Source organism: Streptomyces sp. NPDC127197, assembly GCF_042672405.1.
Taxonomy (GTDB): domain Bacteria; phylum Actinomycetota; class Actinomycetes; order Streptomycetales; family Streptomycetaceae; genus Streptomyces; species Streptomyces flavusporus.
In genome coordinates this window covers 11,513-36,772 of record NZ_JBHXVG010000046.1, presented here as the reverse complement: position 1 = coordinate 36,772, position 25,260 = coordinate 11,513, and the positions used below count along the sequence as shown (strand labels likewise).

Sequence of the window (25,260 nt, the reverse complement as noted above, 5' to 3'; positions counted from 1 at the left end):
CCAACCCGTCTCAGGCGGATCCGCCTGCCTCCGACATCCCGTCAGGCCTGCCGTCGAGCCACTCCCGCAGCTCCTCCCGCAACGACCGCTGGAAGGTCGTCAGCAGCGCCTGCACCACGATCGGCTGCATGTGTGCCGACAGCGACCTCACCGCGCCGGCGTCACGCTCCGCCACCTCGCCGCGCAGCAGCTGCGACAGCTCGTGGGCGGCGGCGCGCGAGTGCTCGATGAGTGCGGTGCGCGCCGCGAGGATCGCCTCCTGGGACAGCGGCACATCGAGCAGCTGCACGCCGAGCCGCAGCAGACCGGAGTCGATGCGGTACATGCCGTCGGCCGGCGCCACCACGCCCATCGCCGCCAGCCGCTCCACGTCCTCGTCGCCCAGCGCCCGCCCCGCCCGTCGCTCCAGCTCGGCACGCGTCACCGTCTCCACCACGTCCGGCGCCCAGGAGGCCACCACGGCCCGGTGAATTGCCAGGTCATGAGCGGTGAGGTCCGGTGGCAGCTGCTGGAGATAGCGTTCGATGGCCGCCAGCGTCATGCCCTGGTGCTGCAACTCCTCGATCAGCGCGAGACGCGCCAGGTGCTCCCGGCCGTAGTGCCCCACCCGGCGCGGACCGATCACCGGCGGGGGCAGCAGGCCCTTGGTGCCATAGAAGCGGACCGTGCGCACCGTGACGCCGGCCCGGGCGGCCAGCTCGTCGATGGTGAGGGTCGGCTCCTCGGTGTCGGTCGTCATGTGCAGCAGTATCGCTGTCTCACCAGTGCTGTGAAACCTCGTACGCATCCTTCGGTGACCATGAAGTGAACGACCGATGATCATGGTGGATACCTGCGGTGGATCACGTGAGAAGTAACGCTCTGTGACATGGGCCACCGTGTCCACGCCGACCGGTGTGGGAAGGTGCTGCCTTGGTCCGTGCCGCGTCACGAGCGTGGGGCGGACCAAGGCACGTACGGACACCTGAGCGCACGACGCTCGGGCGCACCAGGAAGTGGTACCACCGTGAGCAAGGACGCCGTGGACACGGCCCGGATCGCCGCCGGAAGCGGGGCGACCACAACGCCCGCGGACGCGGGCGACACCGGCTACAGCAAGGACCTCAAGGCCCGCCACGTCAACATGATCGCCATCGGCGGCGCGATCGGCACCGGACTCTTCCTGGGTGCCGGCGGCCGTCTGCACAACGCGGGCCCCGCCCTCGCGCTGGCCTACCTCGTCTGCGGCGTCTTCGCCTTCTTCGTCGTCCGGGCACTGGGCGAGCTCGTCCTGTACCGGCCCTCGTCCGGCTCCTTCGTGTCGTACGCGCGCGAGTTCCTCGGCGAGAAGGGCGCCTACGTCGCGGGCTGGATGTACTTCCTGAACTGGTCGACGACCGGCATCGCCGACATCACCGCGATCGCGCTCTACACGCACTACTGGAGCATGTTCACCGACATCCCGCAGTGGGTGCTGGCGCTGATCGCCCTCGCGGTGGTCCTGGCCGTGAACCTGATCTCGGTGAAGATCTTCGGCGAGATGGAGTTCTGGTTCGCAATCATCAAGGTCGCCACCCTCGTCGGCTTCATGTTCGTCGGCATCTTCCTGCTGGCCACCCAGCAGGAGGTCGGCGGGCAGACGCCCGGCCTGAGCGTGATCACGGACAACGGGGGTGTCTTCCCGCACGGCCTGATGCCGGTCGTCCTCGTCATGCAGGGCGTGATCTTCGCGTATGCCGCGCTGGAGCTGGTCGGTGTCGCCGCGGGCGAGACGGCCGAGCCGGAGAAGGTCGTCCCGCGCGCGGTGAACTCGATCATGTGGCGGGTCGGCCTGTTCTACGTCGGCTCGGTCGTCCTGCTGGCCCTGCTGCTCCCCGGCTCGGTGTACTCGGCCGACGAGAGCCCCTTCGTCACCGTCCTGTCCAAGATCGGCATCCCGGCCGCGGGCGACGTGATGAACCTGGTCGTCCTCACGGCCGCCATGTCCTCGCTGAACTCCGGCCTGTACTCCACCGGCCGCATCCTGCGCTCCATGGCGATGGCGGGCTCGGCCCCGAAGTTCACGGCCCGCATGAACCGCAGCCAGGTCCCCTACGGCGGCATCCTGCTCACCTGCGCGGTGTGCGTCCTCGGCGTCGGCCTGAACTACCTCATGCCGAGCCAGGCCTTCGAGATCGTGCTGAACGTCGCCTCCCTCGGCATCATCAGCACCTGGGTGATCATCATGGTCTGCCACCTGATCTTCGTCCGCCGCGCCAAGGAGGGCCTGGTCACCCGGCCGAGCTTCCGCCTCCCCGGCAGCCCGGTCACCGAGATCGTCACGATCGCCTTCCTGCTGGCCTGCCTCGGCATGATGTGGAACGACCCCGAGGTCGGGCGCAAGACCCTGCTGCTCATCCCCGTCATCGCGGCCATGCTGGTCGGCGGCTGGTTTGCGATCCGCCGCCAGGTCGCCCGGGCGGCGGACCAGGAGCTGGCCGAGCTCACGAAGTAATCAGAGGCCGTTGTCAGTGGCGGCCTCTACGGTGGCGTCATGTCGGAGATCACTTACATCCGGGGTGACGCCACCGTTCCGTCGGTGAAGGGCGTCAAGGTGATCGCCCATGTCTGCAACGACATCGGGGGATGGGGGAAGGGCTTCGTCCTGGCCCTATCGCGCCGCTGGCCGGAACCGGAGAAGTCCTACCGCGCGTGGCACCGCGACCGCGCCTCGAACGACTTCGGGCTGGGCGCCATCCAGTTCGTCCAGGTCGAGCCGTACGTGTGGGTGGCCAACATGGTCGGGCAGCGCGGTATACGGACGGGCAGCAAGGGCGTGCCCGTGCGCTACGAGGCGATCGACACGGCGCTGGAACGGTTGGCCGACAAGGCGGCCGAACTCGGCGCGTCGGTGCACATGCCGCGGATAGGGTGCGGGTTGGCCGGTGGCAAGTGGTCCCGTGTCGAGCCGCTGATCATCGAGAGGCTGGTGCGGCGGGGGATCGCTGTCGCGGTCTACGACCATGGGGAGGGCCACAGTTGACTCGGGACACCGACGTGCTCGTGCTCGGCGGCGCGGGCGTCGACACGATCGTGTACGTACCGGAGCTGCCCCTCCCGTACGCCGACAGTTACATGATCGACTCGGGGATCCGCACCCGGGCCGGACAGACCGGGGACTTCGTCGCCGTCGGCCTGAGTGCCCTGGGCCTGCGCACCCACCACCTCGACATGCTCGGCGACGACCCCGAGGGCGAGCTGGTCCGCGCGCTGCACCAGGACAAGGGCATTCCGCTCACCGCCGTACCGCAGCCCGCGGGCACCAAACGCGCGGTCAACCTCGTCGGCCCCGACGGACGCCGGCTCTCCCTGTACGACACCAGCCGCTCGCACCCCGACGACCGGTTGCCCGAGCCGACCGTGCGGGCACTGGCGGAGGCGAGCCGCCACGTCCATGTCTCCCTCACCCACCCGTGCGCCCACGCCCTGCCCGTGCTGCGCGAGACCGGCGTGCCCCTCTCGACGGACCTGCACGACTGGGACGGCGAGAACCCGTACCACGAGCCGTTCGCCCTCGCCGCGGACGTCGTCTTCCTCTCCGCCGCCGCCCTCACCGACCCCGAGCGGACCATGCGCCGCATCGCCGAGCGGGGCCGGGCCGAGGTGGCCGTCGCCACGGCGGGCGCCGAGGGCGCGTACCTTCTGACCGACGGCGAGCTCACCCGGATACCGGCGGTGCCGCCGCCCGCGCCGGTGGTGGACTCCAACGGCGCGGGCGACGCCTTCGCGGCCGGGTTCCTCTTCGGCCGGCTCAGCGGCGAACCGCCCCGACGGTGCGCTCTGTACGGGGCGGTGGCCGGCGCCCACGCCTGCACGGTGCCGTCGACGGAGACCGAGGCGATAGGGCGGGAGGAGCTACTCAAACGCCTGGCCGAGGCGGAGAATTGATCAGGCGCCCCGCACAGGGATGACCGGCATTGCATTCCACGCCGAACCCACTCGGGAATCACTGTGCATTCAGAGGAAATGCAGGCGGAGGCGGCCGTCCTCCCGCGTATTCGGCTGAGATAGGGGTACCCGGCTGTGCATGATGGGGCGGGCACGCCCCGGCCCCTTGTACAGAGGCAGCGTGAGAACAGTGCGCCGAACCGGAACGCTGATGCTTGCGTCCATGCTCGTACTGGCCCTCGGCGGCTGTGGCAGTGCTGGGGAGCGCAGCTCGGACGCCTCTGCGGCGGCGACCGAATTCGAGCGACTGTTGCGCTCCGCTGATGCGAACGGCCTCTGCGCGGCCCTTGCGCCGGAAACGCGTAGCGAGTTGGAAGAATCCGAGAAATCGAGCTGCGCGGAGGCGATCGCTGCTCAGGAGATTCCCATCGGTGGCGCGGTCCGCGAAGTGGATGTCTTCGGCAGACAGGCTCGAGTTGTGCTGGATTCGGACACGCTGTTCCTGTCGCGGTTCGCGGACGGCTGGAAAGTCGTCGCCGCTGGTTGCACCCCCCGGCCGGGCCTGCCCTATCAGTGCACGATCAAAGGAGGCTGACGACATATGCGGATCATGTTCACGGTTTGTCTGGTGGTCGTGGTCGGCGGCCTCCTCTACTTCGGCGCCCTTGGACTGACGTATCGCTGACCGCGCGCAATCGAGTGCCCGTCCACGGTTCTCGGCCGCGAACAGGCGGGAAGGAGCGGGGCATGCGCCGATTTGTGCGCGACAACGGACTGACCCTGAGCTTCGGCATCGCGTTCCTGCTGGCTCTTGTCGGACAGGCGGTCGCCGGTCATGCGGATTTCAACAACCAACTGGCCGACGACGGAGTGGCACAGGTGGGATTCGGCGACTATCTCATGTCATCCGACTTCGCCGTCGACGTGACAGAGAACTGGCAGTCGGAGTATCTGCAGTTCTTCCTTTTCATCACCGTGACCGTCTGGCTCGTCCAGCGAGGCTCGCCCGAGTCCAAGGAAATGCACAAGACGGGCAAGGAGTCCGACAAGGACCAGCAAGTGGGGCGATACGCCCGCCGGAATTCGCCGCGATGGGCGGGCGTCGGCGGTGTTCGGCAGGGGCTTTACGCTCGCTCGCTCGGGTTGGTGATGGGCGTGATATTCGCGTTGTCGTGGCTCGTGCAGGCGATTGCGGGTGTTGCCGCGTACAACGAGCAACAGCTTCGACAACTCCAGGCGCCCATGAGCTTGGGTGACTATGTCGGGTCTGCCGATTTCTGGAGCCGGACCTTGCAGAACTGGCAGTCCGAGTTCCTGGCGGTGGCTTCCATGGCCATTCTCTCCGTATACCTGCGGCAGCGTGGATCTCCGGAATCCAAGCCGGTCGGCGCGGCCCATTCATCGACCGGCGTGGAAGGGTAGGTCTCCGCACGGCGCGGCCCGGAGGAATACCGCCCCTGGGCCGCGCGTACGCACGTACTGTCCTCACACCACGTGACTAATCGGTGTGCTCGTGCTCATGCACGTTGTTCGTGGCCGCGATCTTCTTCCACGACCTGGGCTGCTCGGGCGCGACCGACGCTTTCGCGATGGACGCGTCCCGCGCCGTCGGCGGACCCGGCTTCGACGGCTCGAACAGCCATGTGTCGAAGAGCGCCGCGAGCGGCTTGCCGGACACCTGCTCCGCGTACCGCCGGAAGTCGGCGACCGACGCGTTGCCGTGCGCGTACTTCGCCGGCCAGCCCTTCAGGACGGTGAAGAAGGCGTCGTCGCCGATCTCGTTCCGCAACGCCTGGAGCGCCAGCGCGCCCCGGTCGTACACCGCGAGATGGAACTGGTTCTCGGGCCCCGGGTCACCGGGCTTCACCGTCCAGAACGGGTCGTCGGCCGGACGGGAGGCGTACACGTAGTCCGCGATCTCCTGTGCCGTGCCCTCGCCCTCGTGTTCGGACCACAGCCACTGCGCATAGCGCGCGAAGCCCTCGTTGATCCAGATGTCCTTCCAGCCGGCCACGGACACGAGGTCCCCGTACCACTGGTGGGCCAGCTCGTGCACGACCACGGACGTGTTCGAACCGTTGGCGAACTGCCGCGGGCTGTAGAAGGGCCGGGTCTGCGTCTCCAGTGCGTACCCGGTGTCGGTGTTGGGCACGTACCCGCCCAGCGCGTTGTACGGATACGGCCCGAAGTACCCGGTCAGCCAGTCGGCGATCTCCCCGGTCCGCTCGACGCTGGCCCGCGCCGCGCCGTAGCGGTCGCCCAGGTCCTTGCTGTACGCGTTGAGGACCGGGATGCCGCTCTCCGTGGTGCCGGTGGTCACGTCGAACTTCCCGACCGCGAGCGTGGCCAGATAGGTGGCCTGCGGTTTGCCGGACCGCCAGCTGTAGCGGGTCCACCCGGCCCGGGAACTGCTCGACTGCAGCGTGCCGTTGGAGATGGCCTGGGTGCCGTCCGGCACCTGGACGGACACGTCGTAGGTGGCCTTGTCGAGCGGGTGGTCGTTGCTGGGGAACCACCACCAGGCCGCCTCGGGCTGACCGGCCGCGACACCGCCGTCCGGCGTACGGAGCCAGCTGGTGAACCCGTACGCCTGCTTCGCCGAAGGCACCCCGCTGTAGCGCACCACGACCGTCACGGCCGTGTCCTTGGCCAGCGGGGTCTTGGGGGTGATCGCCAGCTCGTGCTCGCCGGAGGTCGAGAACGCCGCCCGGGCGCCGTTGACCCGCACCTCGCTCACGTCCAGCAGAAAGTCCAGATTGAAGCGGGACAGATCCTGTGTGGTGCGCGCCAGCAGGGTCGCCGTGCCCTCCAACCGGTCCGTGGCGGGCCGGTACTTCAGCCGGAGGTCGTAGTGGGAGACGTCGTAGCCGCCGTTGCCGTACGCCGGGTAGTAGGGGTCGCCGATGCCCGGAGCGCCGGGGGAGTGACTCGCGGCCGATGCCGGGATCGCCAGCAACAGTAAGGCAGCCGCGAGTGCGCCCGGTGCCATGATTCTGCGGTGCACGAAAGCTCCAAGTCGTAGGGCCGGAAAGTCTGTTCGGAGCCTATTCATTCCCTGTGTCCCTGGGCGTGTCCACAGCAACCGCTGTCACACGATCGCCATTCGGCCGTCATACGTCTGGCCGCACCAGGGGCCCTTTTCGGCCACCGCGACGCACTCCATTCGCTGATTGCCCCCTTCTGCACGGGAGTTGACGCAGGTACCGTCCCGCGCATGCCGAAACGCACGCGCTTCACGATCTGGAGACCGCTCGCGACGGCGGCCACCGCCGCCCTGATGGCCACATTCCTCGCCCCCACGGCAGCGCACGGCGCCCCGCGCGAGAGCAGGCCCGTTCACTCGTACGACAACGCGGTCCGCGAGGCCGTCTGGGTGGACACCGGCCTCGACGGCGACGGCGACGGAAGGACCGACCGGGTCGCCGTCGACATCGTCCGCCCGCGCGAACCCGCCCAGCAGGGCCGCAAGGTGCCCGTCATCATGGACGCCAGCCCGTACTACTCCTGCTGCGGCCGCGGCAACGAGAGCCAGAAGAAGACGTACGACGCCGACGGCGATGTCGTCCAGATGCCGCTCTTCTATGACAACTACTTCGTGCCGCGCGGGTACGCCTTCGTCGGCGTCGACCTCGCCGGCACCAACCGCTCCGACGGCTGCGTCGATGTCGGCGGCCGCTCCGACATCCAGTCCGCGAAGGCCGTCGTCGACTGGCTGAACGGCCGGGCCAAGGCGTACACCACGCGTACCGGCACGGTGAGCGCCAAAGCGACCTGGACCAACGGCAGAACAGGCATGATCGGCAAGAGCTGGGACGGCACCATCGCCAACGGTGTCGCCGCCACCGGCGTCGAGGGCCTCGAAACCATCGTGCCGATCAGCGCGATCTCCTCCTGGTACGACTACTACTTCACCAAGGGCGCCCCGCTGTACAACTCCGGCCCCGACTGGCTGTCGAACTACGTCAACAGCCCCGACGCCCGTGCCAAGTGCGCCGCCGTCCAGCAGAAACTCGTCGACGGCGCCCCGCGCACCGGTGACTGGACACCGCTGTGGACCGAGCGCGACTACGTCAGGGCCACCAGCAAGGTCCGGGCGAGCGTCTTCCTCATCCACGGCATGCAGGACCTCAACGTACGGATGCAGCACGTCGGCCCGTGGTGGGACGCCCTCGCGAAGAACGGCGTCGAGCGCAAGATCTGGCTCTCCCAGACCGGCCACGTCGACCCCTTCGACTTCCGCCGCGCGGAGTGGGTCGACACCCTGCACCGCTGGTTCGACCACGAACTCCTCGGCTACGACAACGGCATCGACCGCGAGCCCATGGCCGACATCGAACGCCACCCCGACCAGTGGGTCACCGCCAAGGTCTGGCCGCCGCGCGGCACCGACACCGTCCGCCTGAAGCCCGCCAAGGGCACCCAGCCGGGCGTCGGCACCATCGGCCTGCGCACCGGCAAGGGCACCGAGACCTTCACCGACGACCCCCAGCACAGCGAGACCGACTGGGCGTCCGCCATCGACAGCCCCACACCCGACAAGGCGGGCTTCGTCACCGGGCCGCTCACCCGCGACCTGCGCCTGTCCGGCTCCTCAGAGGTGACCGTCACCGCGACGCCCACCACGTCCACGGCACACCTGTCCGCCGTCCTCGTGGACCTCGGCCCCGACACCATCCGTGACTACGCCGACGCCGCCGAGGGCATCACCACGCTCCCCGACCGCACCTGCTGGGGCGCGAGCACCTCGGGCGACAGCGCCTGTTTCAAGGAGACCCGGGCGAAGACGGCCGACGTCGACTACACGATCGTCAGCCGCGGCTGGGCCGACCTCGGCAACCACGCCTCCGACCTGAAGGGGGTCCCGCTCACCCCGGGCAAGCCGTACACCATCACCCTCGACCTGGCGGCGACCGACCACGTCGTCCCGGCCGGACACCGGCTGGCACTGATCGTCGCTGGTACCGACCGGGACCTCATCGACCCGCCGGCCGACACGCCGACCCTGACGCTGGACCTGTCCCGTACCTCCGCCCGCGTCCCGCTGGTCGGCGGCACGGCCGCGTTCGCCCACGCCACCTCGGGCACCGCGACCACCACGCCCGCCTCCGAGCCGCTCGACGGCGTCGAAGCACCGAGCACCGTCCAGCGCGTACCGGGCCCCCGCACCAAGGGCTGACTCACCCGGAGGCGGCCGGACACGCCAGCCCGGCCGCCTCCTGCGCGCACCCCCACGCCACGGTCACCCCCGCACCCCCGTGGCCGTAGTTGTGCACCAGCACCCGCCCGTCCGGCAGCAGTTCGCGTTCCAGCCGCACCGCATCCCGCGCCGGCCGCAGCCCCACCCGGTGCTCCAGGATCCGCGCCCCGGCGATCTCCGGCCGCAGGGCCGCGCACCGCCGTACGATCGCCTCGGCCACCGCCGGATCCGGCCGCAGCGACCACACGTCCTGCTCCGCCGTGCCGCCCAGCACCAGCCGCCCCGGCTGTGGGAAGAAGTACGCCATCTCCCCGGACGCGTCCTTGGAGACGAGCCAGGTGCTGATGCCCGGGTTCTCCACGACGACCAACTGCCCGCGCAGCGGCCGTACGGACTCGTCCGGCACCAGCTCACGCGCCCCCAGGCCCGTGCAGTTGACCACGACCGGCGCGTCGGCCTCGGCGAACGCCGACACCGTGCGCTCCTCGACCGAGCCGCCCGCCTTCACCAACCGCTCCCGCAGCCACGGCAGATGAGTCGACATGTCGATCAGCGGCAGCCGCGCCCACAGACCCGTCCCGGCGTACTCCGCGGCCGTCGCCGCCCGGAGCCCGGGCAGCCGCGCCGCCGCCCAGCTGTCCGTCTCGTCCAGGTCTGTCTCGCCCAGTACCCCTTCGACCATGCGTACGCCGGTGACCTCGGAATGCTCGGCCAACTCCTCGTAGACGTCCAGCGAGTGCAGGGCCCACCTGCGCGCCGATGCCTCCGGCTCGATCCGGTAGGGCCACCACAGCGCGCCCGCAACCGCCGAGGTGGTCCGCTCGACGGGCTCCCGCGTCCACACCCGCACCCGTCGGCCGCGCTCGGCGAGCAGCACCGCCGTCGTCAGCCCGATGACACCCCCGCCGACGACGATCACATCGCCCTTCACGTCACTGTCCACGCGGGGACGGTAGCGGAATGTGTCATGCCGCGCTCAGAGCGGCCTCACTCTGGGGATACTCACAGCATGTCTGCCGCGTACGCGACCTTCGGCCTGGCACCGGCGATGCGTGCCGGTGAAGTTCTCGCAGACGGTGGCTACCAGGTCCACCGGGACTTCGTGGACTTCATCGTCGACGGACGCCCCCTGCTGTTCCAGCTGTCCGACCTGGACGCCGTCTCCCCACTCGCCTCCGACGTCCCGCCCGCGATCTTCACCGCCCAGGTGCGCAGCCTGCTCCTCGAGGCGGAGGCACCCTTGCCCGGCGGGCGGTATGTCATCTACGGCTGCCCCGAATGCGCCGACCTCGCGTGCGGGGCGGTCACCGCAGTCATCGACAGAGCCGACGACGACTACGTGTGGCGGGACTTCGCCTGGCAGACGGAGGAGCAGGTCGACCTGGAGCTCAACGGCTACCACGGCATCGGCCCGTTCCGCTTCCAGGGCGAGGAGTACCGGGCGGCGCTGAACTCCCTGCTGAACGGCGACGCCAACGGCAGCCGCCGCCGCGTCCTGCTGATCGGCGCCCGCGTCGCCCTGCTCGCCAAGCTCGCCACCGCCCTGCGCACCATCGGTATCGGCGCCGACATCACCCGCGACGCCGACGACGTCCCCGCCGACGAACTGCGCGGCTACGGCGCCGTCGTCTTCGGCCGCGGGGTCGGCAAGGAGGAGCGCGCCGCCGTGCGCCGGGCCTTCGAACGCGCCGGAGTCGACGTGGCCTGCGTCGACGGACTCGCCCCCATCGTCCCGCTCCTCGTCGCCCAGATCGAACACGCCCTCGACCGCAGCCCGGTGGAGCAGCGCCGCCTCACCCGGCTGGTCGCCGCCGACGGCGAGGCGGGCGTCGAGATCACCTCCGCCTGCCGGGTCCGCCTCACCGCGTACCGCCTCGACCGGCTCGCCCGCGCCCACACCCATGAGCTCTTCGACGGCCTCCTCGAAGCCGGCCGGCACCGCATCCCTCTGGACGCGAAGGCCGTCAAGGGGGAGTCCTTCGTGGTGGCGAGGACGGCGGGAAGCGTGCTGGTGAAGGCGATGGCCCACTGAAAACCGGGGCGCCCGCGCTGCCGGGCGGCCGCTAGGATCGACGGCCTGATGACTGCCACCCTCGTCGCCAAGAACCTCGCCGCCGGTCACGGCGACCGCGCGCTCTTCACGAGCCTCGACCTCGTCGTCGCGCCCGGCGATGTGATCGGGCTCGTCGGCGCCAACGGCGCGGGCAAGTCCACGCTGCTGCGCCTGCTCGCCGGGCTCGACACGCCCGAACAGGGCGAGCTGCGGCTGTCCCCGCCGACCGCGACGGTCGGGCATCTGCCGCAGGAGCCGGAGCGCCGGGCGGGCGAGTCGGTGCGCGAGTTCCTCGCCCGCCGCACCGGTGTCGCCGAGGCCCAGCGGGCCATGGACGAGGCCACCCAGGCACTGGTCGACGGGGCTCCCGGCGCCGACGACGCCTACGCGACCAGCCTGGAGCGCTGGCTCGGCCTCGGCGGCGCCGACCTGGACGAGCGGGCCGAGGAGGTCGCCGACTCGCTCGGCCTCGCCGTGGACCTCGACCAGCCGATGACCTCCCTGTCCGGCGGCCAGGCCGCCCGCGCGGGACTCGCCTCCCTGCTGCTCTCCCGCTACGACGTCTTTCTCCTCGACGAGCCGACCAACGACCTCGACCTGGACGGCCTGGAGCGCCTCGAACGCTTTGTGAGCGGCCTGCGCGCCGGCACGGTCGTCGTCAGCCACGACCGGGAGTTTCTCACCCGCACGGTCACCAAGGTCCTCGAACTCGACCTCGCCCAGCGGCAGATCAACCTCTACGGCGGCGGCTACGCGGCCTACCTCGAGGAACGCGAGGTGGCCCGCCGGCACGCCCGCGAGGAGTACGAGGAGTACGCCGACAAGAAGGCCGCCCTCGGGGACCGCGCGCAGATGCAGCGCGCCTGGATGGACAAGGGCGTGAAGAACGCCCGGCGCAAGGCGGGCAACGACAACGACAAGATCGGCCGCAAGTTCCGCAGCGAGGCCAGCGAGAAGCAGGCCGCGAAGGCCCGGCAGACCCAGCGCATGATCGAACGGCTCGAGGTCGTCGACGAGCCGCGCAAGGAGTGGGAGCTGCGGATGGAGATCGCCGCCGCGCCCCGGTCCGGCGCGGTCGTGGCGACCCTGCGCGACGCCGAGGTGCGGCGCGGCGACTTCGTCCTCGGCCCGGTCTCCGTGCAGATCGACTGGGCGGACCGGATCGCGGTCACCGGTGCCAACGGCGCCGGCAAGTCCACCCTCCTCGGTGCCCTGCTCGGCCGCGTCCCCCTGGACGCCGGGCAGGCCGCCCTCGGCTCCGGCGTCCTGGTCGGTGAGGTCGACCAGGCCCGCAAGCTGTTCCACGGCCCCGAGGCGCTGCTGGATGCGTTCCGCGCGGCGGTCCCGGACACCGAACCGGTCGAAGTACGCACACTGCTGGCCAAGTTCGGGCTGAAGTCGGACCACGTCCTGCGCCCCGCCGCGACGCTCTCCCCGGGCGAACGCACCCGCGCCGCCCTCGCCCTCCTCCAGGGCAGAGGCGTCAACCTCCTCGTCCTCGACGAGCCGACCAACCACCTCGACCTGCCCGCCATCGAGCAGCTGGAGTCCGCCCTGGACGCCTACACCGGCACCTTGCTCCTGGTCACCCACGACCGTCGCATGCTGGACGCGGTCCATGTGACGCGCCGTCTGGAGGTCGCCGGCGGCAAGGTGACCGAACGCTAACGGGGCGTCAGCCGCGTCGCCAGCCCGCGGTAGTCGACGACACAGCCGTCCGCATCGAACTCCACCTCACTGCGGAAGCCGTCCGAGGCGAACCCGACCCGCCCGCCGCCGTCGGTGCGCGCGAGATGCGTGTAGGTCTGCCGCGACGGCTGCACGGTCAGGTCCGGCACCGACACCCAGGCCATCAGGAGCTCCCGTTCCCCGGCCGTCCGGTGCAGGTCGTGCCGCAGCACCGGCATCGTGTTGGTCAGCGGACACAGCCCCAGATCGCAGTCGAGCGCCCCACCGACCTCCGGCACCGGCTCCCCGTCGGCCGTCCACCCGCCCCGCCCGTCGTGCCGCAGATCGAGGGCATGCGTGTGCTCCGCGGTCTCGGCGATCACCCGCAGCCGCCGCGTCACATAGCGGTCACCGGTTTCGAGCTCGTACGAGATCCAGTACGTCTCCGGAGCTGTCCCCACCGCCCGGCCACGGGCCCGGAGGGTTCCGCCTTCGAACTCGACCCATGCAGTCTCGTAACCGCGGCTCGCGGTGACGTCCCAGGTGAGTGCACGCGAAGTGGTCATACCGCCACGGTACGGGCAGCAGAGCCCCGAAGCCGGTAGGGCGCGGGCCTGGCCCCTGCAGCACGAGGGGCCGGAACGGGCCCGACCCGTGCGGTACAGGGGCCGGGCCCGCGCGTTTCAGCCCCGGCCCTTCTTCGGGTCGAGCAGCCCTGCCCGGCGCAGGGCGTCGGCCATCGCGCTGTTCGCCGGGGCCGGCGCCTGGCGGCCGCCGCCGGCCCCGCCCCCACGGCCGCCCTGTCGCTGCTGCGGCGGACGCCCGCCGCCCCGCTGCTGTCGGCGCTCACCGGACGGCTGACCCTGCGGCGCCGCCTCGTCGTCCAGCCGCAGCGTCAGCGAGATCCGCTTGCGCGGAATGTCGACGTCGAGCACCTTCACCTTCACGATGTCACCCGGCTTGACGACGTCCCGCGGGTCCTTGACGAACGTCTTCGACATCGCGGAGACATGCACCAGACCGTCCTGGTGCACGCCGACGTCGACGAACGCCCCGAACGCGGCCACGTTGGTCACGACACCCTCCAGGACCATGCCCGCCTGCAGGTCGGAGATCTTCTCGACGCCCTCCTTGAAGGTGGCCGTCTTGAACGCGGGCCGCGGGTCGCGCCCCGGCTTCTCCAGCTCCTTGAGAATGTCGCTCACGGTCGGCAGACCGAACGTGTCGTCCACGAAGTCCTGCGGCCTCAGCGAGCGCAGCACGCCCGTGTTGCCGATCAGCGAAGCCACCTCCTGGCCGGAGGTCTTCACCATGCGCCGGACGACCGGGTACGCCTCCGGGTGCACGCTGGACGCGTCCAGCGGGTCGTCCCCGCCGCGGATGCGCAGGAAGCCCGCGCACTGCTCGTACGCCTTCGGACCCAGCCGGGTCACGCCCTTCAGCTCCGAACGGGACTTGAACGGGCCGTTGGCGTCGCGGTGCGCCACGATGTTCTCGGCGAGTCCGGAGGAGATGCCGGAGACGCGCGCGAGCAGGGGTGCGGACGCGGTGTTCACATCGACGCCGACGCCGTTCACACAGTCCTCCACCACCGCGTCCAGCGAACGCGACAGCTTCACCTCGGACAGGTCGTGCTGGTACTGGCCCACACCGATCGACTTCGGGTCGATCTTCACCAGCTCGGCGAGCGGGTCCTGGAGGCGGCGCGCGATCGACACCGCACCACGCAGCGACACGTCCAGCTCGGGCAGCTCCTGCGAGGCGAACGCCGACGCCGAGTACACCGAGGCACCCGCCTCGGACACCATCACCTTGGTGAGCTTCAACTCCGGGTGCTTGCCGATGAGTTCACCGGCGAGCTTGTCCGTCTCGCGCGACGCCGTGCCGTTGCCGATCGCTACCAGCTCGACCGCGTGCTCCTTGGCGAGCCGGGCCAGCTTGGCAATGGCCTCGTCCCACTTGTTGGCCGGGACGTGCGGATAGATCACGTCCGTGGCGACGACCTTGCCCGTGGCGTCCACCACGGCCACCTTCACACCTGTACGGAAACCGGGGTCCAGGCCCAGCGTCGCGCGCGTGCCCGCCGGGGCGGCGAGGAGCAGGTCCCGCAGGTTCGCCGCGAACACGCCCACCGCCTCGTCCTCGGCCGCGGTACGCAGCCGCAGCCTCAGGTCGATGCCGAGGTGGACGAGGATGCGGGTCCGCCAGGCCCAGCGGACCGTGTCCAGCAGCCACTTGTCGGCGGGGCGCCCGCGGTCGGCGATGCCGAACCGGTTGGCGACGATGCCCTCGTACGACGAAGGCCCCTCGGTGGGCTCCTCCGGCTCCAGGACGAGGTCCAGGACCTCCTCCTTCTCGCCGCGCAGCATGGCCAGGACCCGGTGCGAGGGCAGGTCGGTGAACGGCTCGGCGAAGTCGAAGTAGTCCGCGAACTTCGCGCCCGCCTCCTCCTTGCCCTCCCGCACCTTGGCGGCCAGCCGCCCGCGCACCCACATCCGCTCGCGCAGCTCGCCGATCAGGTCGGCGTCCTCCGAGAACCGCTCGGTGAGGATGGCGCGGGCGCCGTCGAGCGCGGCCTGCGGATCGGCCACGCCCTTGTCGGCGTCCACGAACGCGGCGGCCGCGGCGAGGGGCTCGACGGCCGGATCGCCGAGCAGCCCCTCCGCCAGCGGCTCAAGACCGGCCTCGCGCGCGATCTGCGCCTTCGTACGCCGCTTCGGCTTGTACGGCAGATAGATGTCCTCCAGGCGCGCCTTCGTCTCGGCGCCCCGGATCTGCGCCTCGAGCTCCTCGGTGAGCTTGCCCTGCTCGCGCACCGACTCCAGGATCGCCGTCCGCCGCTCCTCCAGCTCCCGCAGATAGCGCAGCCGCTCCTCGATCGTGCGCAGCTGCGCGTCGTCGAGCATCTCGGTCGCTTCCTTGCGGTAGCGGGCGATGAAGGGCACCGTCGAACCGCCGTCGAGCAGCTCCACGGCAGCCTTGACCTGCCGCTCCCGTACGCCGAGCTCCTCGGCGATCCTGCCTTCGATGGACCCTACGAGGGGTGTCGTCACGATCCCGTACCGCCTTCTCCACTTCGGGTTGCGCGGCAATTGTGGCAGGTGACACCGACAGCGGGGGACCAGGGCGGAAATGCGGCGGGGCGGCGGCCGTCAGACGTGCCGCGCGCCGCGCCGGCCGGACCCCGAGGCTCCGCCGAGGAGGCGGGCCAGCGCCCGGAACGGCAGCGTCACGACGGTGGCGACGGCACCGCCGATCTGCCGCAGGACATCAGCGAGAGCGCGGAACACTGGAATCTCCTTTCGTCTTCGCCATGCTCACCAGGACCGGGCAACGCTCACCAGGACCAGGTGACGTCCGGGTACCGCACCCGTCGTCGACCATGCACCCGGCACGCGCGCGTGCCGGGGCGGGCCGCTTCATCCTGACGTGGACACGCTCCACGTGAAGCGTGGCTGCCGACGCTCCAGGAACGCGGTGACGCCCTCCGCGGTGTCGGTGTTGCCGCGCGCCCGGTCCGCCCAGTGGGCGTCCCGGTCGGTGCGTCCGTCGGCGAACTCCTTCGCCGCGGCCTGCGTCAGCTGCGAGCGGGACACCAGTATTCGGGCGAACTCGGCCACGCGCTTGTCGAGTTCACCCTCGGGCAGCACCTCGTCGACCAGCCCCGTGCGCAACGCCCGCTCGGTGCCGATCAACTCGCCCGAGAACAGCAGGTACTTGGCGGTGGCCGGACCGACCAGCGCCACCAGCCGCCGGGTGGCGGAGGCCGAGTACACGATCCCCAGCTTCGCCGGTGTCACCCCGAACAACGTGCCCTCCTCGGCGAACCGCAGATCGCAGGCCGCCGCGAGCTGTGCCCCGCCGCCCACACAGTGCCCGCGGATCGCCGCCAGCGTCGGCTTCGGAAACGCGGCAAGGGCCTCCTCGGCCTGCACGGCCAGCGCCTGCGCCGTCTCCGGCGAGTCCTGGAGCGTGGAGATGTCGGCCCCCGCGCAGAACGTGCCGCCCGCACCCGTCAGCACCAGGGCGCGTACATCCGGATCGGCGGCCAGGGCGTCGAGCAGCAGTGGCAGCGCCCGCCACATCGCGGCCGTCATGGCGTTGCGCTTGGCGGGATGATCGATCACGACGGTGGCCACCGAGTCGGCGACCCGGTGCGACAGCTTGGGCTCCATGCGCGGGATGCTAGCCGCAGGTACGTCAGCTGCTGTGTTCCGGGCACTGCAAACCCGTACAACCCGAAGAGTTCGCAAAGCCTGCATGAGTGGGACAGGAGCAGTCCCACAACTGACCGTGTCATACGCCAACGATCAGAAGTGTGCGATAACAGCTGACTTGTGTTCAGGTCTCCGGCATGGAGCGGCTCGTTACCAACACTCGACGTGTGGTGACAATCGAGCACAAGGGTGGCGACCGGACGATGGACAACCACGGGCGCGGGCCCGCCCCACGCCCAGAAGGCGGCGCAGATGCACCGGCCGAACCGAGGACGCGCCAGCCGCTGCCGTTCGAGGGCGTGTGGCGGTTCACCGCTCCCGCCGTCGACGCCTCGGTCCCGCAGGCCCGGCACGCGGTACGGGACCTGCTGATCCGCCAGCGGGTCCCGGTCTCGGACGAGCTGGTCCAGGGCCTGCTGCTGATCGTCTCGGAGCTGGTCACGAACGCCGTCCGGCACGCGGCGCTGCTGTCGCCGATGCTCGCCGTGGAGGTCGCCGTCGGCGCCGAGTGGGTGCGGGTGTCCGTGGAGGACAACCACCCCTACCGCCCGACCGCCCTCGAGGCCGACCACGGCCGGACGGGCGGCCGGGGCCTGCTCCTGGTACGGGAGGTCACCCGGGAGGCGGGCGGCGTGTGCGACGTCGAGCACACGGCGAGCGGCGGCAAGGTGATCTGGGCCGCCCTGCCGCTCGACCACGCCCGGCTGCTGTGAGGGGGGTCACCAACCCGCGGACGGGCCGGTCAGCTCCCTGATCGCGGGGCGGGCCGCGTCCAGCACCGTCATGAACCAGGACGAGAAGGTGTCCTTGGCGTGCCGCTCCGCCAGTTCGTCGGGGGTGACGAAGGCCGTCGCGTGCACCTCCTCCGGATCCGGCCGGAGCGGCGCCTGCACCAGGCCGACGAAGAGGTGGTTGTACTCCTGCTCCACCAGGCCCGAGTGCGGGTCCGGGTGGTTGTAGCGGACGGTGCCCGCCTCGGCGAGCAGCGCCGGGGAGACCCCGAGCTCCTCGTACGTCCGCCGGGCCGCCGCCGCGAACGGTGCCTCGCCCGGGTACGGGTGGCCGCAGCAGGTGTTGGACCACACGCCGGGGGAGTGGTACTTGCCCAGCGCCCGCTGCTGGAGCAGCAGCCGGCTGTAGTCGTCGAACAGGAACACCGAGAACGCCCGGTGCAGCTGTCCCGGGGGCTGATGGGCGGCGAGCTTCTCCGCGGTGCCGATCGTCACGCCGTCCTCGTCGACCAGTTCCAGCAGGATCGCTTCCGCGGTGCCGTTCGACGAGCTGTGCGTCGCGGTGGCAGGTGTGATCGGCATACCCATCCTTCGCCTCGTTCCTCGCGCCCCAGTCTGCCGTACGAATCCGGCACTCCCGGCACTTCCCGGCGCGTCGGCACCGGAAGAGGGGCCCGGTAGGTGATCGTGCCCGGCGCGGATCGGAGAGAACCGCCCGCGACGGGGGCGTACGACTACCAGGACGCGATCGCGCGCCGGACCGATGCGCTCCACCCCCGGCGGATCACCGGCGGCCGGGCGTCAGTAGCACAGCCGGGCCTCGTGTTCCGCGTGCCCGCTCGGCTCCAGCTGGAAGGTGCAGTGCTCCACGTCGAAGTGGTGGCCCAGGCAGCCCTGCAGCTCGTGGAGCATCTTCTCGTGCCCTATCGCGTTCAGGACGTCGGAGCGGACCACCACGTGCGCGGACAGCACCGGCAGGCCCGACGTGATCGTCCAGGCGTGCAGGTCATGGACGTCCTCCACGCCGTCCAGCGCCAGCATGTGAGCCCGGACCTCCGCCATGTCGACGCCCTTGGGGGCCGACTCCAGCAGCACGTCGAGGGTCTCGCGCAGCAGCTTCAGCGTCCGCGGCACGATCATCAGGCCGATGACGAGCGAGGCGACCGGGTCGGCGGCCTGCCAGCCGGTGGTGAGGATCACCACCGCCGAGATCAGCACCGCGACCGAGCCCAGCGCGTCGGCCGCGACCTCCAGGAAGGCGCCGCGCACGTTCAGGCTCTCCCGCTGACCGCGCACCAACAGCGTGAGCGAGATCATGTTCGCGACCAGACCGATCAGACCGAACACGACGGTCAGCCCGCCCTCGGTGCCGGCCGGCGTGATGAACCGCTGGATCGCCTCGTACAGGACGTACCCGCCGACCCCGAGCAGCAGCAGACAGTTGGCGAGCGCGGCGAGGATCTCGGCACGGGCGTATCCGAAGGTGCGGTTCGCGCTCGCCGGGAGGTTGGCGAAGTGGATCGCGAGCAGGGCCATGCCCAGGCCGACCGCGTCGGTCGCCATGTGCGCGGCGTCCGCGATCAGCGCGAGGGAGTCCGCGAGCACGCCGCCGACGATCTCGACCACCATGACGGTGAGCGTGATGCACAGCGCGATCCGCAGCCGGCCGCGGTACGCCGCGGCCGCCGTGCCGCTGACCGGCGCGGCGTGCGCATGCCCGTGATCGTGCCCAGCCCCCATGAAAAAGCCGCCCTCCTGCGATCGGTCCGAGACCACAGTGAACTACGGGCGGGGGACATCGGGCAACGCGGCACTGAACACCGTTGTCATATGCCCTGACCTGCGCAAACGAACAGCAGGTCAGAGTGCTTCGGTGATCATCCGCCGTGGTGCAGCAGCCATCCCCGCCAGGCCGAGCCGACCATCTCGCGCACCCCGCGCCGGGCCGTCCAGCCCAGCTCCTTCGCCGCCAGTTCGGCCGAGGCGACCGCCCGCGGGGCGTCCCCGGGGCGACGCGCCTCGACGACTGCCGGACGCGTGTCCCCGGTCACCTCACCGATCAGCGTGACCAGCTCGCGCACCGAGACGCCCTCGCCCCGGCCGATGTTCACCGTGAGGTCGCCCGCGGCGTCCGGTGCGGACAGCCGCCGGGCCGCCGCGAGGTGGGCGTCGGCGAGGTCGGCGACATGGATGTAGTCGCGGATGCAGGTGCCGTCCGGCGTGGGGTAGTCGTCGCCGAAGATCCGCGGTGCCCGGTCGCGGGTGAGCCGGTCGAAGACCATGGGGACCACGTTGAAGACACCGGTGTCGGCCAGCTCCGGCGTGGCAGCGCCCGCCACGTTGAAATAGCGCAGGCACACCGTCGCGATCCCGTGCGCCCGGCCTGCCGCCCGCACCAGCCGTTCACCGGCCAGCTTGGTCTCGCCGTACGGACTCATCGGGTCGCACGGAGTGTCCTCCGTGATGAGCCCCACATCCGGATTGCCGTAGACGGCCGCCGACGAGGAGAACAGAAACCGTCCGATTCCGGCTTCGGCGACCGCGTCGAGCAGTGTCGCGAGTCCGCCCACGTTCTCCCGGTAGTACCGCGTCGGCTGCGCCACGGACTCGGCGACCTGCTTCCGCGCGGCGAGATGCACCACACCCGTCACCGCGTGCTCGGCGAGGATCCGCTTCAGCAGTGCCCCGTCCAGCGACGAGCCCCGAACCAGCGGGACGTCCGCCGGGAGCCGCGCCGGAACCCCGGCCGACAGGTCGTCCAGCGCGATCACGCGCTCCCCGGCCCCGGCCATGGCCCACGCCACATGTGCCCCGATGTAACCGGCACCGCCGGTGATCAGCCATGTCATGGCAGCCCACCCTAAGCCCGGCCGAAAGAGCCATCGGCCCCCACCAGGGCGCCGGATGCCGTGAATGCCCGTTCTGAGAGCGCGATTTTGTGCGGCGGGCCCGGCATCCCTGATGATGATCGACGCGGAGGTCCCAGCAGACCGTGTCGACCGGGCCATGAACGGCCGGTGAACACAGGCTTGTCATCATCCGATAGCCTCTGCCGACATGTCGCCCGCCTGGCGCAGCCGATCACGCGGCCCGGGGGCGCCTCCACCATGCACACGGCCGACGTGGATGCGTTGGCACCCAGGGAGTGAGTTCGGTTGTCGACCGCCATCCTCACCGGCCAGCCGGTCCCCGGATCGTCGATCGAGGACGATCTGCGGTCCCTCGGCTTCGAGGTGTGTACCGCCGCCGACCCGGCCGCCGCCGAGACCCTCCTCGCCCAGGTGCCGGCCGACGAACGGGTTGCCGTGGTCGATGCGGGTTTCGTCGGCCACCTGCACGCCCTGCGCCTCGGCCTCACCGACCCCCGCTTCCCGCTCGCCGCGATCCCGGGCGCCGTGACGGCCCAGCCGACCGGCCGCCGGGCACTGACCCGCGCGCTGGCCCGCGAGAACTCGGCCGGCGCCGGGACGACCCTCGTCGGCAGTCTCGCCGACCGTATCGTCACCGCCCTCGACGCCGACGTGCACCGTCCCGAGCTCGGCAGTCTGGTCGCCGCGGTCCCCGCGGACCCGCAGGCCCGCAACGAGGCACGGCAGGCCGTCGCCGCCGTCGACGACGAGGCCGTACGCCTGAAGTCGGCCGTGAAGGCCCGCGACGGCTTCTTCACCACCTTCTTCATCAGCCCTTACTCCCGCTACATCGCCCGCTGGTGCGCCCGCCGTGGCCTCACCCCCAACCAGGTCACCACCGCCTCCCTCATCACCGCCCTGATCGCGGCGGGCTGCGCGGCCACCGGCACGCGGGGCGGCTTCATCGCGGCCGGCGTCCTGCTGATCGCCTCCTTCGTGCTGGACTGCACCGACGGCCAGCTCGCCCGCTACTCGCTCCAGTACTCCACCCTGGGCGCCTGGCTGGACGCGACGTTCGACCGGGCCAAGGAGTACGCCTACTACGCGGGCCTCGCGCTCGGCGCGGCCCGTGGCGGCGACGACGTGTGGGCCCTCGCCCTCGGTGCGATGGTCCTGCAGACCTGCCGGCACGTCGTCGACTTCTCCTTCAACGAGGCCAACCACGACGCCACGGCGAACACCAGCCCCACCGCCGCCCTCTCCGACAAACTGGACAGCGTCGGCTGGACGGTGTGGCTGCGCCGGATGATCGTCCTGCCGATCGGCGAACGCTGGGCGCTGATCGCCGTCCTCACGGCGGCCACCACCCCCCGCATCACCTTCTACGTGCTGCTCATCGGCTGCGCCTTCGCGGCCACGTACACCACGGCGGGCCGCGTCCTGCGGTCGCTGACCCGCAAGGCCCGGCGGACGGACCGCGCGGCGCAGGCGCTGGCGGACCTCGCGGACAGCGGTCCGCTCGTGGAACTGCTGAAGCGCACCGCTCCGCGTTTCCCGGCGCCCCTCAGCGCCGCCGTCGGCGGTCTCCTCGTAGTGATCTCCGCCGCAGTTTGGGGCGCCGCATGGCCGACCCTGCTGTGCGCGATCGCGTACGCCGCCCTGTCCGCCGTCGCCCGCCCCCTCAAAGGCGCCCTGGACTGGCTGGTTCCGCCCTTTTTCCGGGCCGCCGAGTACGGCACCGTCCTCATCCTGGCAGCTGAATCCGAGGTGAACGGGGCACTTCCCGCTGCTTTCGGGCTGGTTGCGGCCGTCGCCTACCATCACTACGACACGGTCTACCGCATCCGCGGCAACGCGGGTGCGCCCCCGCACTGGCTGGTGCGGGCGATCGGGGGGCATGAGGGCCGGACCCTGGTGGTCACCGTGCTTGCCGTGTTGCTGACCGCCGCGCAGTTCAAGGTCGCGCTCACGGTCCTCGCCGTGGCCGTAGCCCTGGTGGTGCTCGTCGAGAGCACCCGCTTCTGGGTGTCCGCAGGGGCCCCCGCCGTACACGACGAAGGAGAACCCGCATGATCGGCCTCGTGCTGGCGGCCGGCGCCGGCCGGCGTCTGCGCCCCTACACCGACACCCTGCCCAAGGCACTGGTGCCGGTGGGGCCCGCGGGCACCGAGGACGGGACCGACGGGATCACAGTTCTCGACCTGACCCTCGGCAACTTCGCCGAGATCGGCCTGACCGAGGCCGCGATCATCGTCGGCTACCGCAAGGAGGCCGTCTACGAGCGCAAGGCGGCCCTGGAGCAGAAGTACGGTCTGCGGCTCACCCTCATCGACAACGACAAGGCCGAGGAGTGGAACAACGCCTACTCCCTGTGGTGCGGCCGTGACGCCCTCAAGGACGGCGTGATCCTCGCCAACGGTGACACCGTCCACCCGGTCTCCGTCGAGAAGACGCTGCTCGCCGCCCGCGGCGACGGCAAGAAGATCATCCTCGCCCTCGACACCGTGAAGTCGCTGGCCGACGAGGAGATGAAGGTCGTCGTCGACCCCGCCAAGGGCGTCCAGAAGATCACCAAGCTGATGGACCCGGCCGAGGCCACCGGCGAGTACATCGGCGTCACCCTCATCGAGGGCGACGCCGCGCCCGAGCTGGCCGACGCCCTGCGCACGGTGTGGGAGAACGACCCCCAGCAGTTCTACGAGCACGGCTACCAGGAGCTCGTGAACCGCGGCTTCCGGATCGACGTGGCCCCGATCGGCGACGTGCCGTGGGTCGAGATCGACAACCACGACGATCTCGCCCGGGGACGGGAGATCGCGTGCCAGTACTGACCCGGCTCATACCCTCGCCGGTCGTCGTGGACATCCGCCCGGGTGCCCTCGACGACCTGGCCGGCGTGCTCGCCGACGAACGCATCTCGCACTCGGGCAAGCTCGCCGTCGCCGTCAGCGGCGGCTCCGGCGCCCGGCTGCGCGCCCGGGTCGCCCCGCAGCTGCCCGGCGCCACCTGGTACGAGGTCGGCGGCGGCACCCTGGACGACGCCGTCCGGCTGGCCGCCGACATCAAGGCCGGCCACTTCGACGCACTCGTCGGCCTCGGCGGCGGCAAGATCATCGACTGCGCCAAGTTCGCCGCGGCACGCGTGGGCCTGCCGCTGGTCGCCGTCCCCACGAACCTCGCGCACGACGGCCTGTGCTCGCCGGTCGCCACCCTCGACAACGACGCCGGCCGCGGCTCGTACGGCGTGCCCAACCCGATCGCCGTCGTCATCGACCTCGACGTCATTCGCGAGGCCCCGGTCCGCTTCGTCCGGGCCGGCATCGGCGACGCCGTCTCCAACATCTCCGCGATCGCCGACTGGGAGCTCGCCCACCGCGTCAAGGGCGAGAAGATCGACGGCCTCGCCGCGGCCATGGCCCGCCAGGCCGGCGAGGCGGTGCTCCGGCACCCCGGCGGCATCGGTGACAACGACTTCCTCCAGGTACTGGCCGAGGCGCTGGTCCTCAGCGGCATCGCGATGTCCGTGTCGGGCGACTCCCGCCCCTCCTCCGGCGCCTGCCACGAGATCAACCACGCCTTCGACCTGCTGTTCCCCAGGCGTGCCGCCGCCCACGGCGAACAGTGCGGGCTGGGCGCGGCCTTCGCCATGTACCTGCGCGGAGCCCACGAGGAGTCGGCCTACATGGCCGAGGTGCTGCGTCGGCACGGACTTCCGGTGCTGCCGGAGGAGATCGGCTTCACGGACGACGAGTTCGTCCGTGTCGTGGAGTTCGCTCCGCAGACCCGGCCGGGCCGCTACACGATCCTCGAACACCTCGACCTGACCACCGACCAGATCAAGGACATCTACGCCGACTATGTCAAGGCCATCGGTAGCTGAACTCCGCCCCGTCGTTCACCCCGCGGGGGTGAAGGACCGGCGCAGCGGTGAGCACTGGATGGGACGCCTCTACATGCGCGAGGTGTCCCTGCGGGTCGACCGCTACCTGGTGAACACCAGGGTCACGCCCAACCAGCTCACGTACCTGATGACCGTCTGCGGTGTCCTCGCGGCCCCGGCACTCCTGGTGCCGGGGATCCCCGGGGCGGTGCTCGGCGTGATCATGGTCCAGCTCTACCTGTTGCTGGACTGCGTCGACGGCGAGATCGCGCGCTGGAAGAAGCAGTACTCGCTGGGCGGTGTCTATCTGGACCGCGTCGGCGCTTACCTCACCGATGCCGCGGTCCTCGTCGGCTTCGGCCTGCGCGCCGCCGACCTGTGGGGCAGCGGCCGTATCGACTGGCTGTGGGCCTTCCTCGGCACCCTCGCCGCCCTCGGCGCCATTCTGATCAAGGCCGAGACCGACCTCGTCGGTGTCGCCCGCCACCAGGGCGGACTGCCGCCGGTCAAGGAGGCTGCCTCCGAGATGCGCTCCTCCGGCATGGCGCTCGCCCGCCGCGCCGCGGCCGCGCTCAAGTTCCACCGCCTGATCCTCGGCATCGAGGCGTCCCTGCTGATCCTGGTCCTGGCGATCGTCGACCAGGTCCGCGGCGACCTGTTCTTCTCCCGGCTCGGCGTCGCGGTGCTGGCCGGCATCGCGCTGCTGCAGACCGTGTTGCACCTGGTGTCCATCCTCGCCTCGAGCAGGCTGAAGTGAGC

23 protein-coding genes are annotated in these 25,260 nt (G+C 70.7%); 13 read left to right on the top strand and 10 right to left on the bottom strand.

Annotated elements, in window-relative coordinates:
• Positions 1-10: 10 nt before the first annotated feature.
• A complete protein-coding gene (locus ACFVJQ_RS39110; RefSeq protein ID WP_385510053.1) occupies positions 11-739 on the bottom strand; it encodes a MerR family transcriptional regulator in 729 nt (242 codons plus the stop codon).
• A gap of 267 nt (positions 740-1,006) precedes the next feature.
• On the opposite strand from ACFVJQ_RS39110, the gene ACFVJQ_RS39105 reads away from it, so the two are divergent.
• From ACFVJQ_RS39105 to ACFVJQ_RS39085, 5 genes are all read left to right on the top strand, one after another.
• On the top strand, positions 1,007-2,473 hold the full coding sequence (locus ACFVJQ_RS39105; protein ID WP_385510054.1) for an amino acid permease: 1,467 nt from the start codon (positions 1,007-1,009) through the stop codon (positions 2,471-2,473).
• 39 nt (positions 2,474-2,512) lie between these two features.
• Complete coding sequence (locus tag ACFVJQ_RS39100; protein ID WP_385510056.1) at positions 2,513-3,001, top strand: macro domain-containing protein; 489 nt, start codon at positions 2,513-2,515, stop codon at positions 2,999-3,001.
• Positions 2,998-3,906 carry an adenosine kinase gene (locus ACFVJQ_RS39095; protein WP_385790536.1) on the top strand — a complete coding sequence of 303 codons (909 nt, stop codon included), beginning with the start codon at positions 2,998-3,000 and terminating at the stop codon, positions 3,904-3,906. The genes ACFVJQ_RS39100 and ACFVJQ_RS39095 overlap by 4 nt, the downstream gene beginning before the upstream one ends.
• A gap of 223 nt (positions 3,907-4,129) precedes the next feature.
• Positions 4,130-4,501 (top strand): hypothetical protein, encoded by a 372-nt coding sequence (locus ACFVJQ_RS39090; RefSeq protein WP_385790534.1) that lies wholly within the window; start codon positions 4,130-4,132, stop codon positions 4,499-4,501.
• A 152-nt stretch (positions 4,502-4,653) separates the two neighbouring features.
• A complete protein-coding gene (locus ACFVJQ_RS39085; protein WP_385790532.1) occupies positions 4,654-5,328 on the top strand; it encodes a DUF6766 family protein in 675 nt (224 codons plus the stop codon).
• Positions 5,329-5,404: 76 nt separating this feature from the next.
• On the opposite strand, the gene ACFVJQ_RS39080 is transcribed toward ACFVJQ_RS39085, so the two are convergent.
• Positions 5,405-6,910, bottom strand: a complete 1,506-nt coding sequence (locus ACFVJQ_RS39080) for a M1 family metallopeptidase (protein ID WP_385790530.1) — start codon at positions 6,908-6,910, stop codon at positions 5,405-5,407.
• Positions 6,911-7,120: 210 nt separating this feature from the next.
• Between ACFVJQ_RS39080 and ACFVJQ_RS39075 the strand changes: the two genes are divergently transcribed.
• Positions 7,121-9,082, top strand: coding sequence for a Xaa-Pro dipeptidyl-peptidase (locus tag ACFVJQ_RS39075; protein WP_385790528.1), 1,962 nt, complete (start codon positions 7,121-7,123; stop codon positions 9,080-9,082).
• A 1-nt stretch (position 9,083) separates the two neighbouring features.
• Here the strand turns inward: ACFVJQ_RS39075 and ACFVJQ_RS39070 are convergent, their stop codons facing one another.
• Positions 9,084-10,046 carry an FAD-dependent oxidoreductase gene (locus ACFVJQ_RS39070; RefSeq protein ID WP_385510062.1) on the bottom strand — a complete coding sequence of 321 codons (963 nt, stop codon included), beginning with the start codon at positions 10,044-10,046 and terminating at the stop codon, positions 9,084-9,086.
• A gap of 66 nt (positions 10,047-10,112) precedes the next feature.
• On the opposite strand from ACFVJQ_RS39070, the gene ACFVJQ_RS39065 reads away from it, so the two are divergent.
• Both ACFVJQ_RS39065 and ACFVJQ_RS39060 read left to right on the top strand, forming a co-directional pair.
• Positions 10,113-11,135, top strand: coding sequence for an oxidoreductase (locus ACFVJQ_RS39065; protein WP_385790526.1), 1,023 nt, complete (start codon positions 10,113-10,115; stop codon positions 11,133-11,135).
• A 48-nt stretch (positions 11,136-11,183) separates the two neighbouring features.
• A complete protein-coding gene (locus ACFVJQ_RS39060; RefSeq protein ID WP_385790524.1) occupies positions 11,184-12,824 on the top strand; it encodes an ABC-F family ATP-binding cassette domain-containing protein in 1,641 nt (546 codons plus the stop codon).
• Here the strand turns inward: ACFVJQ_RS39060 and ACFVJQ_RS39055 are convergent.
• The 4 genes from ACFVJQ_RS39055 to ACFVJQ_RS39040 all read right to left on the bottom strand — a co-directional run bounded on the left by ACFVJQ_RS39055 (position 12,821) and on the right by ACFVJQ_RS39040 (position 16,999).
• Positions 12,821-13,390: a putative glycolipid-binding domain-containing protein gene (locus ACFVJQ_RS39055; protein WP_385790522.1), complete on the bottom strand. Its 570-nt coding sequence runs from the start codon at positions 13,388-13,390 to the stop codon at positions 12,821-12,823. The genes ACFVJQ_RS39060 and ACFVJQ_RS39055 overlap by 4 nt on opposite strands.
• Positions 13,391-13,507: 117 nt before the next feature.
• The gene (locus ACFVJQ_RS39050; RefSeq protein WP_385510066.1) at positions 13,508-15,877 is read right to left on the bottom strand and encodes a Tex family protein; all 2,370 of its coding nucleotides are present in this window, start codon (positions 15,875-15,877) and stop codon (positions 13,508-13,510) included.
• A gap of 99 nt (positions 15,878-15,976) precedes the next feature.
• Positions 15,977-16,114, bottom strand: a complete 138-nt coding sequence (locus ACFVJQ_RS39045) for an LPFR motif small protein (protein WP_165396478.1) — start codon at positions 16,112-16,114, stop codon at positions 15,977-15,979.
• 129 nt (positions 16,115-16,243) lie between these two features.
• The gene (locus ACFVJQ_RS39040; RefSeq protein ID WP_385790520.1) at positions 16,244-16,999 is read right to left on the bottom strand and encodes an enoyl-CoA hydratase/isomerase family protein; all 756 of its coding nucleotides are present in this window, start codon (positions 16,997-16,999) and stop codon (positions 16,244-16,246) included.
• Between the two features lie 245 nt (positions 17,000-17,244).
• On the opposite strand from ACFVJQ_RS39040, the gene ACFVJQ_RS39035 reads away from it, so the two are divergent.
• A complete protein-coding gene (locus ACFVJQ_RS39035) occupies positions 17,245-17,754 on the top strand; it encodes an ATP-binding protein (protein WP_385790556.1) in 510 nt (169 codons plus the stop codon).
• A gap of 6 nt (positions 17,755-17,760) precedes the next feature.
• Here ACFVJQ_RS39035 and idi read toward each other — a convergent pair whose 3' ends face one another.
• The 3 genes from idi to galE form a co-directional block, all read right to left on the bottom strand.
• Complete coding sequence (idi, locus tag ACFVJQ_RS39030) at positions 17,761-18,354, bottom strand: isopentenyl-diphosphate Delta-isomerase (RefSeq protein ID WP_129802416.1); 594 nt, start codon at positions 18,352-18,354, stop codon at positions 17,761-17,763.
• A 219-nt stretch (positions 18,355-18,573) separates the two neighbouring features.
• Complete coding sequence (locus tag ACFVJQ_RS39025; protein ID WP_129802417.1) at positions 18,574-19,512, bottom strand: cation diffusion facilitator family transporter; 939 nt, start codon at positions 19,510-19,512, stop codon at positions 18,574-18,576.
• 137 nt (positions 19,513-19,649) lie between these two features.
• On the bottom strand, positions 19,650-20,621 hold the full coding sequence (gene galE / locus ACFVJQ_RS39020; RefSeq protein ID WP_385510068.1) for a UDP-glucose 4-epimerase GalE: 972 nt from the start codon (positions 20,619-20,621) through the stop codon (positions 19,650-19,652).
• Positions 20,622-20,927: 306 nt separating this feature from the next.
• Between galE and ACFVJQ_RS39015 the strand changes: the two genes are divergently transcribed.
• From ACFVJQ_RS39015 to ACFVJQ_RS39000, 4 genes are read left to right on the top strand one after another with little or no spacing between them, the layout of a single operon-like run.
• On the top strand, positions 20,928-22,694 hold the full coding sequence (locus ACFVJQ_RS39015) for a DUF5941 domain-containing protein (RefSeq protein WP_385790517.1): 1,767 nt from the start codon (positions 20,928-20,930) through the stop codon (positions 22,692-22,694).
• Positions 22,691-23,452 carry a sugar phosphate nucleotidyltransferase gene (locus tag ACFVJQ_RS39010; RefSeq protein ID WP_385790515.1) on the top strand — a complete coding sequence of 254 codons (762 nt, stop codon included), beginning with the start codon at positions 22,691-22,693 and terminating at the stop codon, positions 23,450-23,452. Before ACFVJQ_RS39015 ends, ACFVJQ_RS39010 begins: the two co-directional genes overlap by 4 nt.
• Complete coding sequence (locus ACFVJQ_RS39005; RefSeq protein ID WP_385790513.1) at positions 23,440-24,501, top strand: iron-containing alcohol dehydrogenase family protein; 1,062 nt, start codon at positions 23,440-23,442, stop codon at positions 24,499-24,501. Before ACFVJQ_RS39010 ends, ACFVJQ_RS39005 begins: the two co-directional genes overlap by 13 nt.
• Positions 24,479-25,258 carry a CDP-alcohol phosphatidyltransferase family protein gene (locus ACFVJQ_RS39000; protein ID WP_385258923.1) on the top strand — a complete coding sequence of 260 codons (780 nt, stop codon included), beginning with the start codon at positions 24,479-24,481 and terminating at the stop codon, positions 25,256-25,258. Before ACFVJQ_RS39005 ends, ACFVJQ_RS39000 begins: the two co-directional genes overlap by 23 nt.
• Positions 25,259-25,260 lie beyond the last annotated feature (2 nt).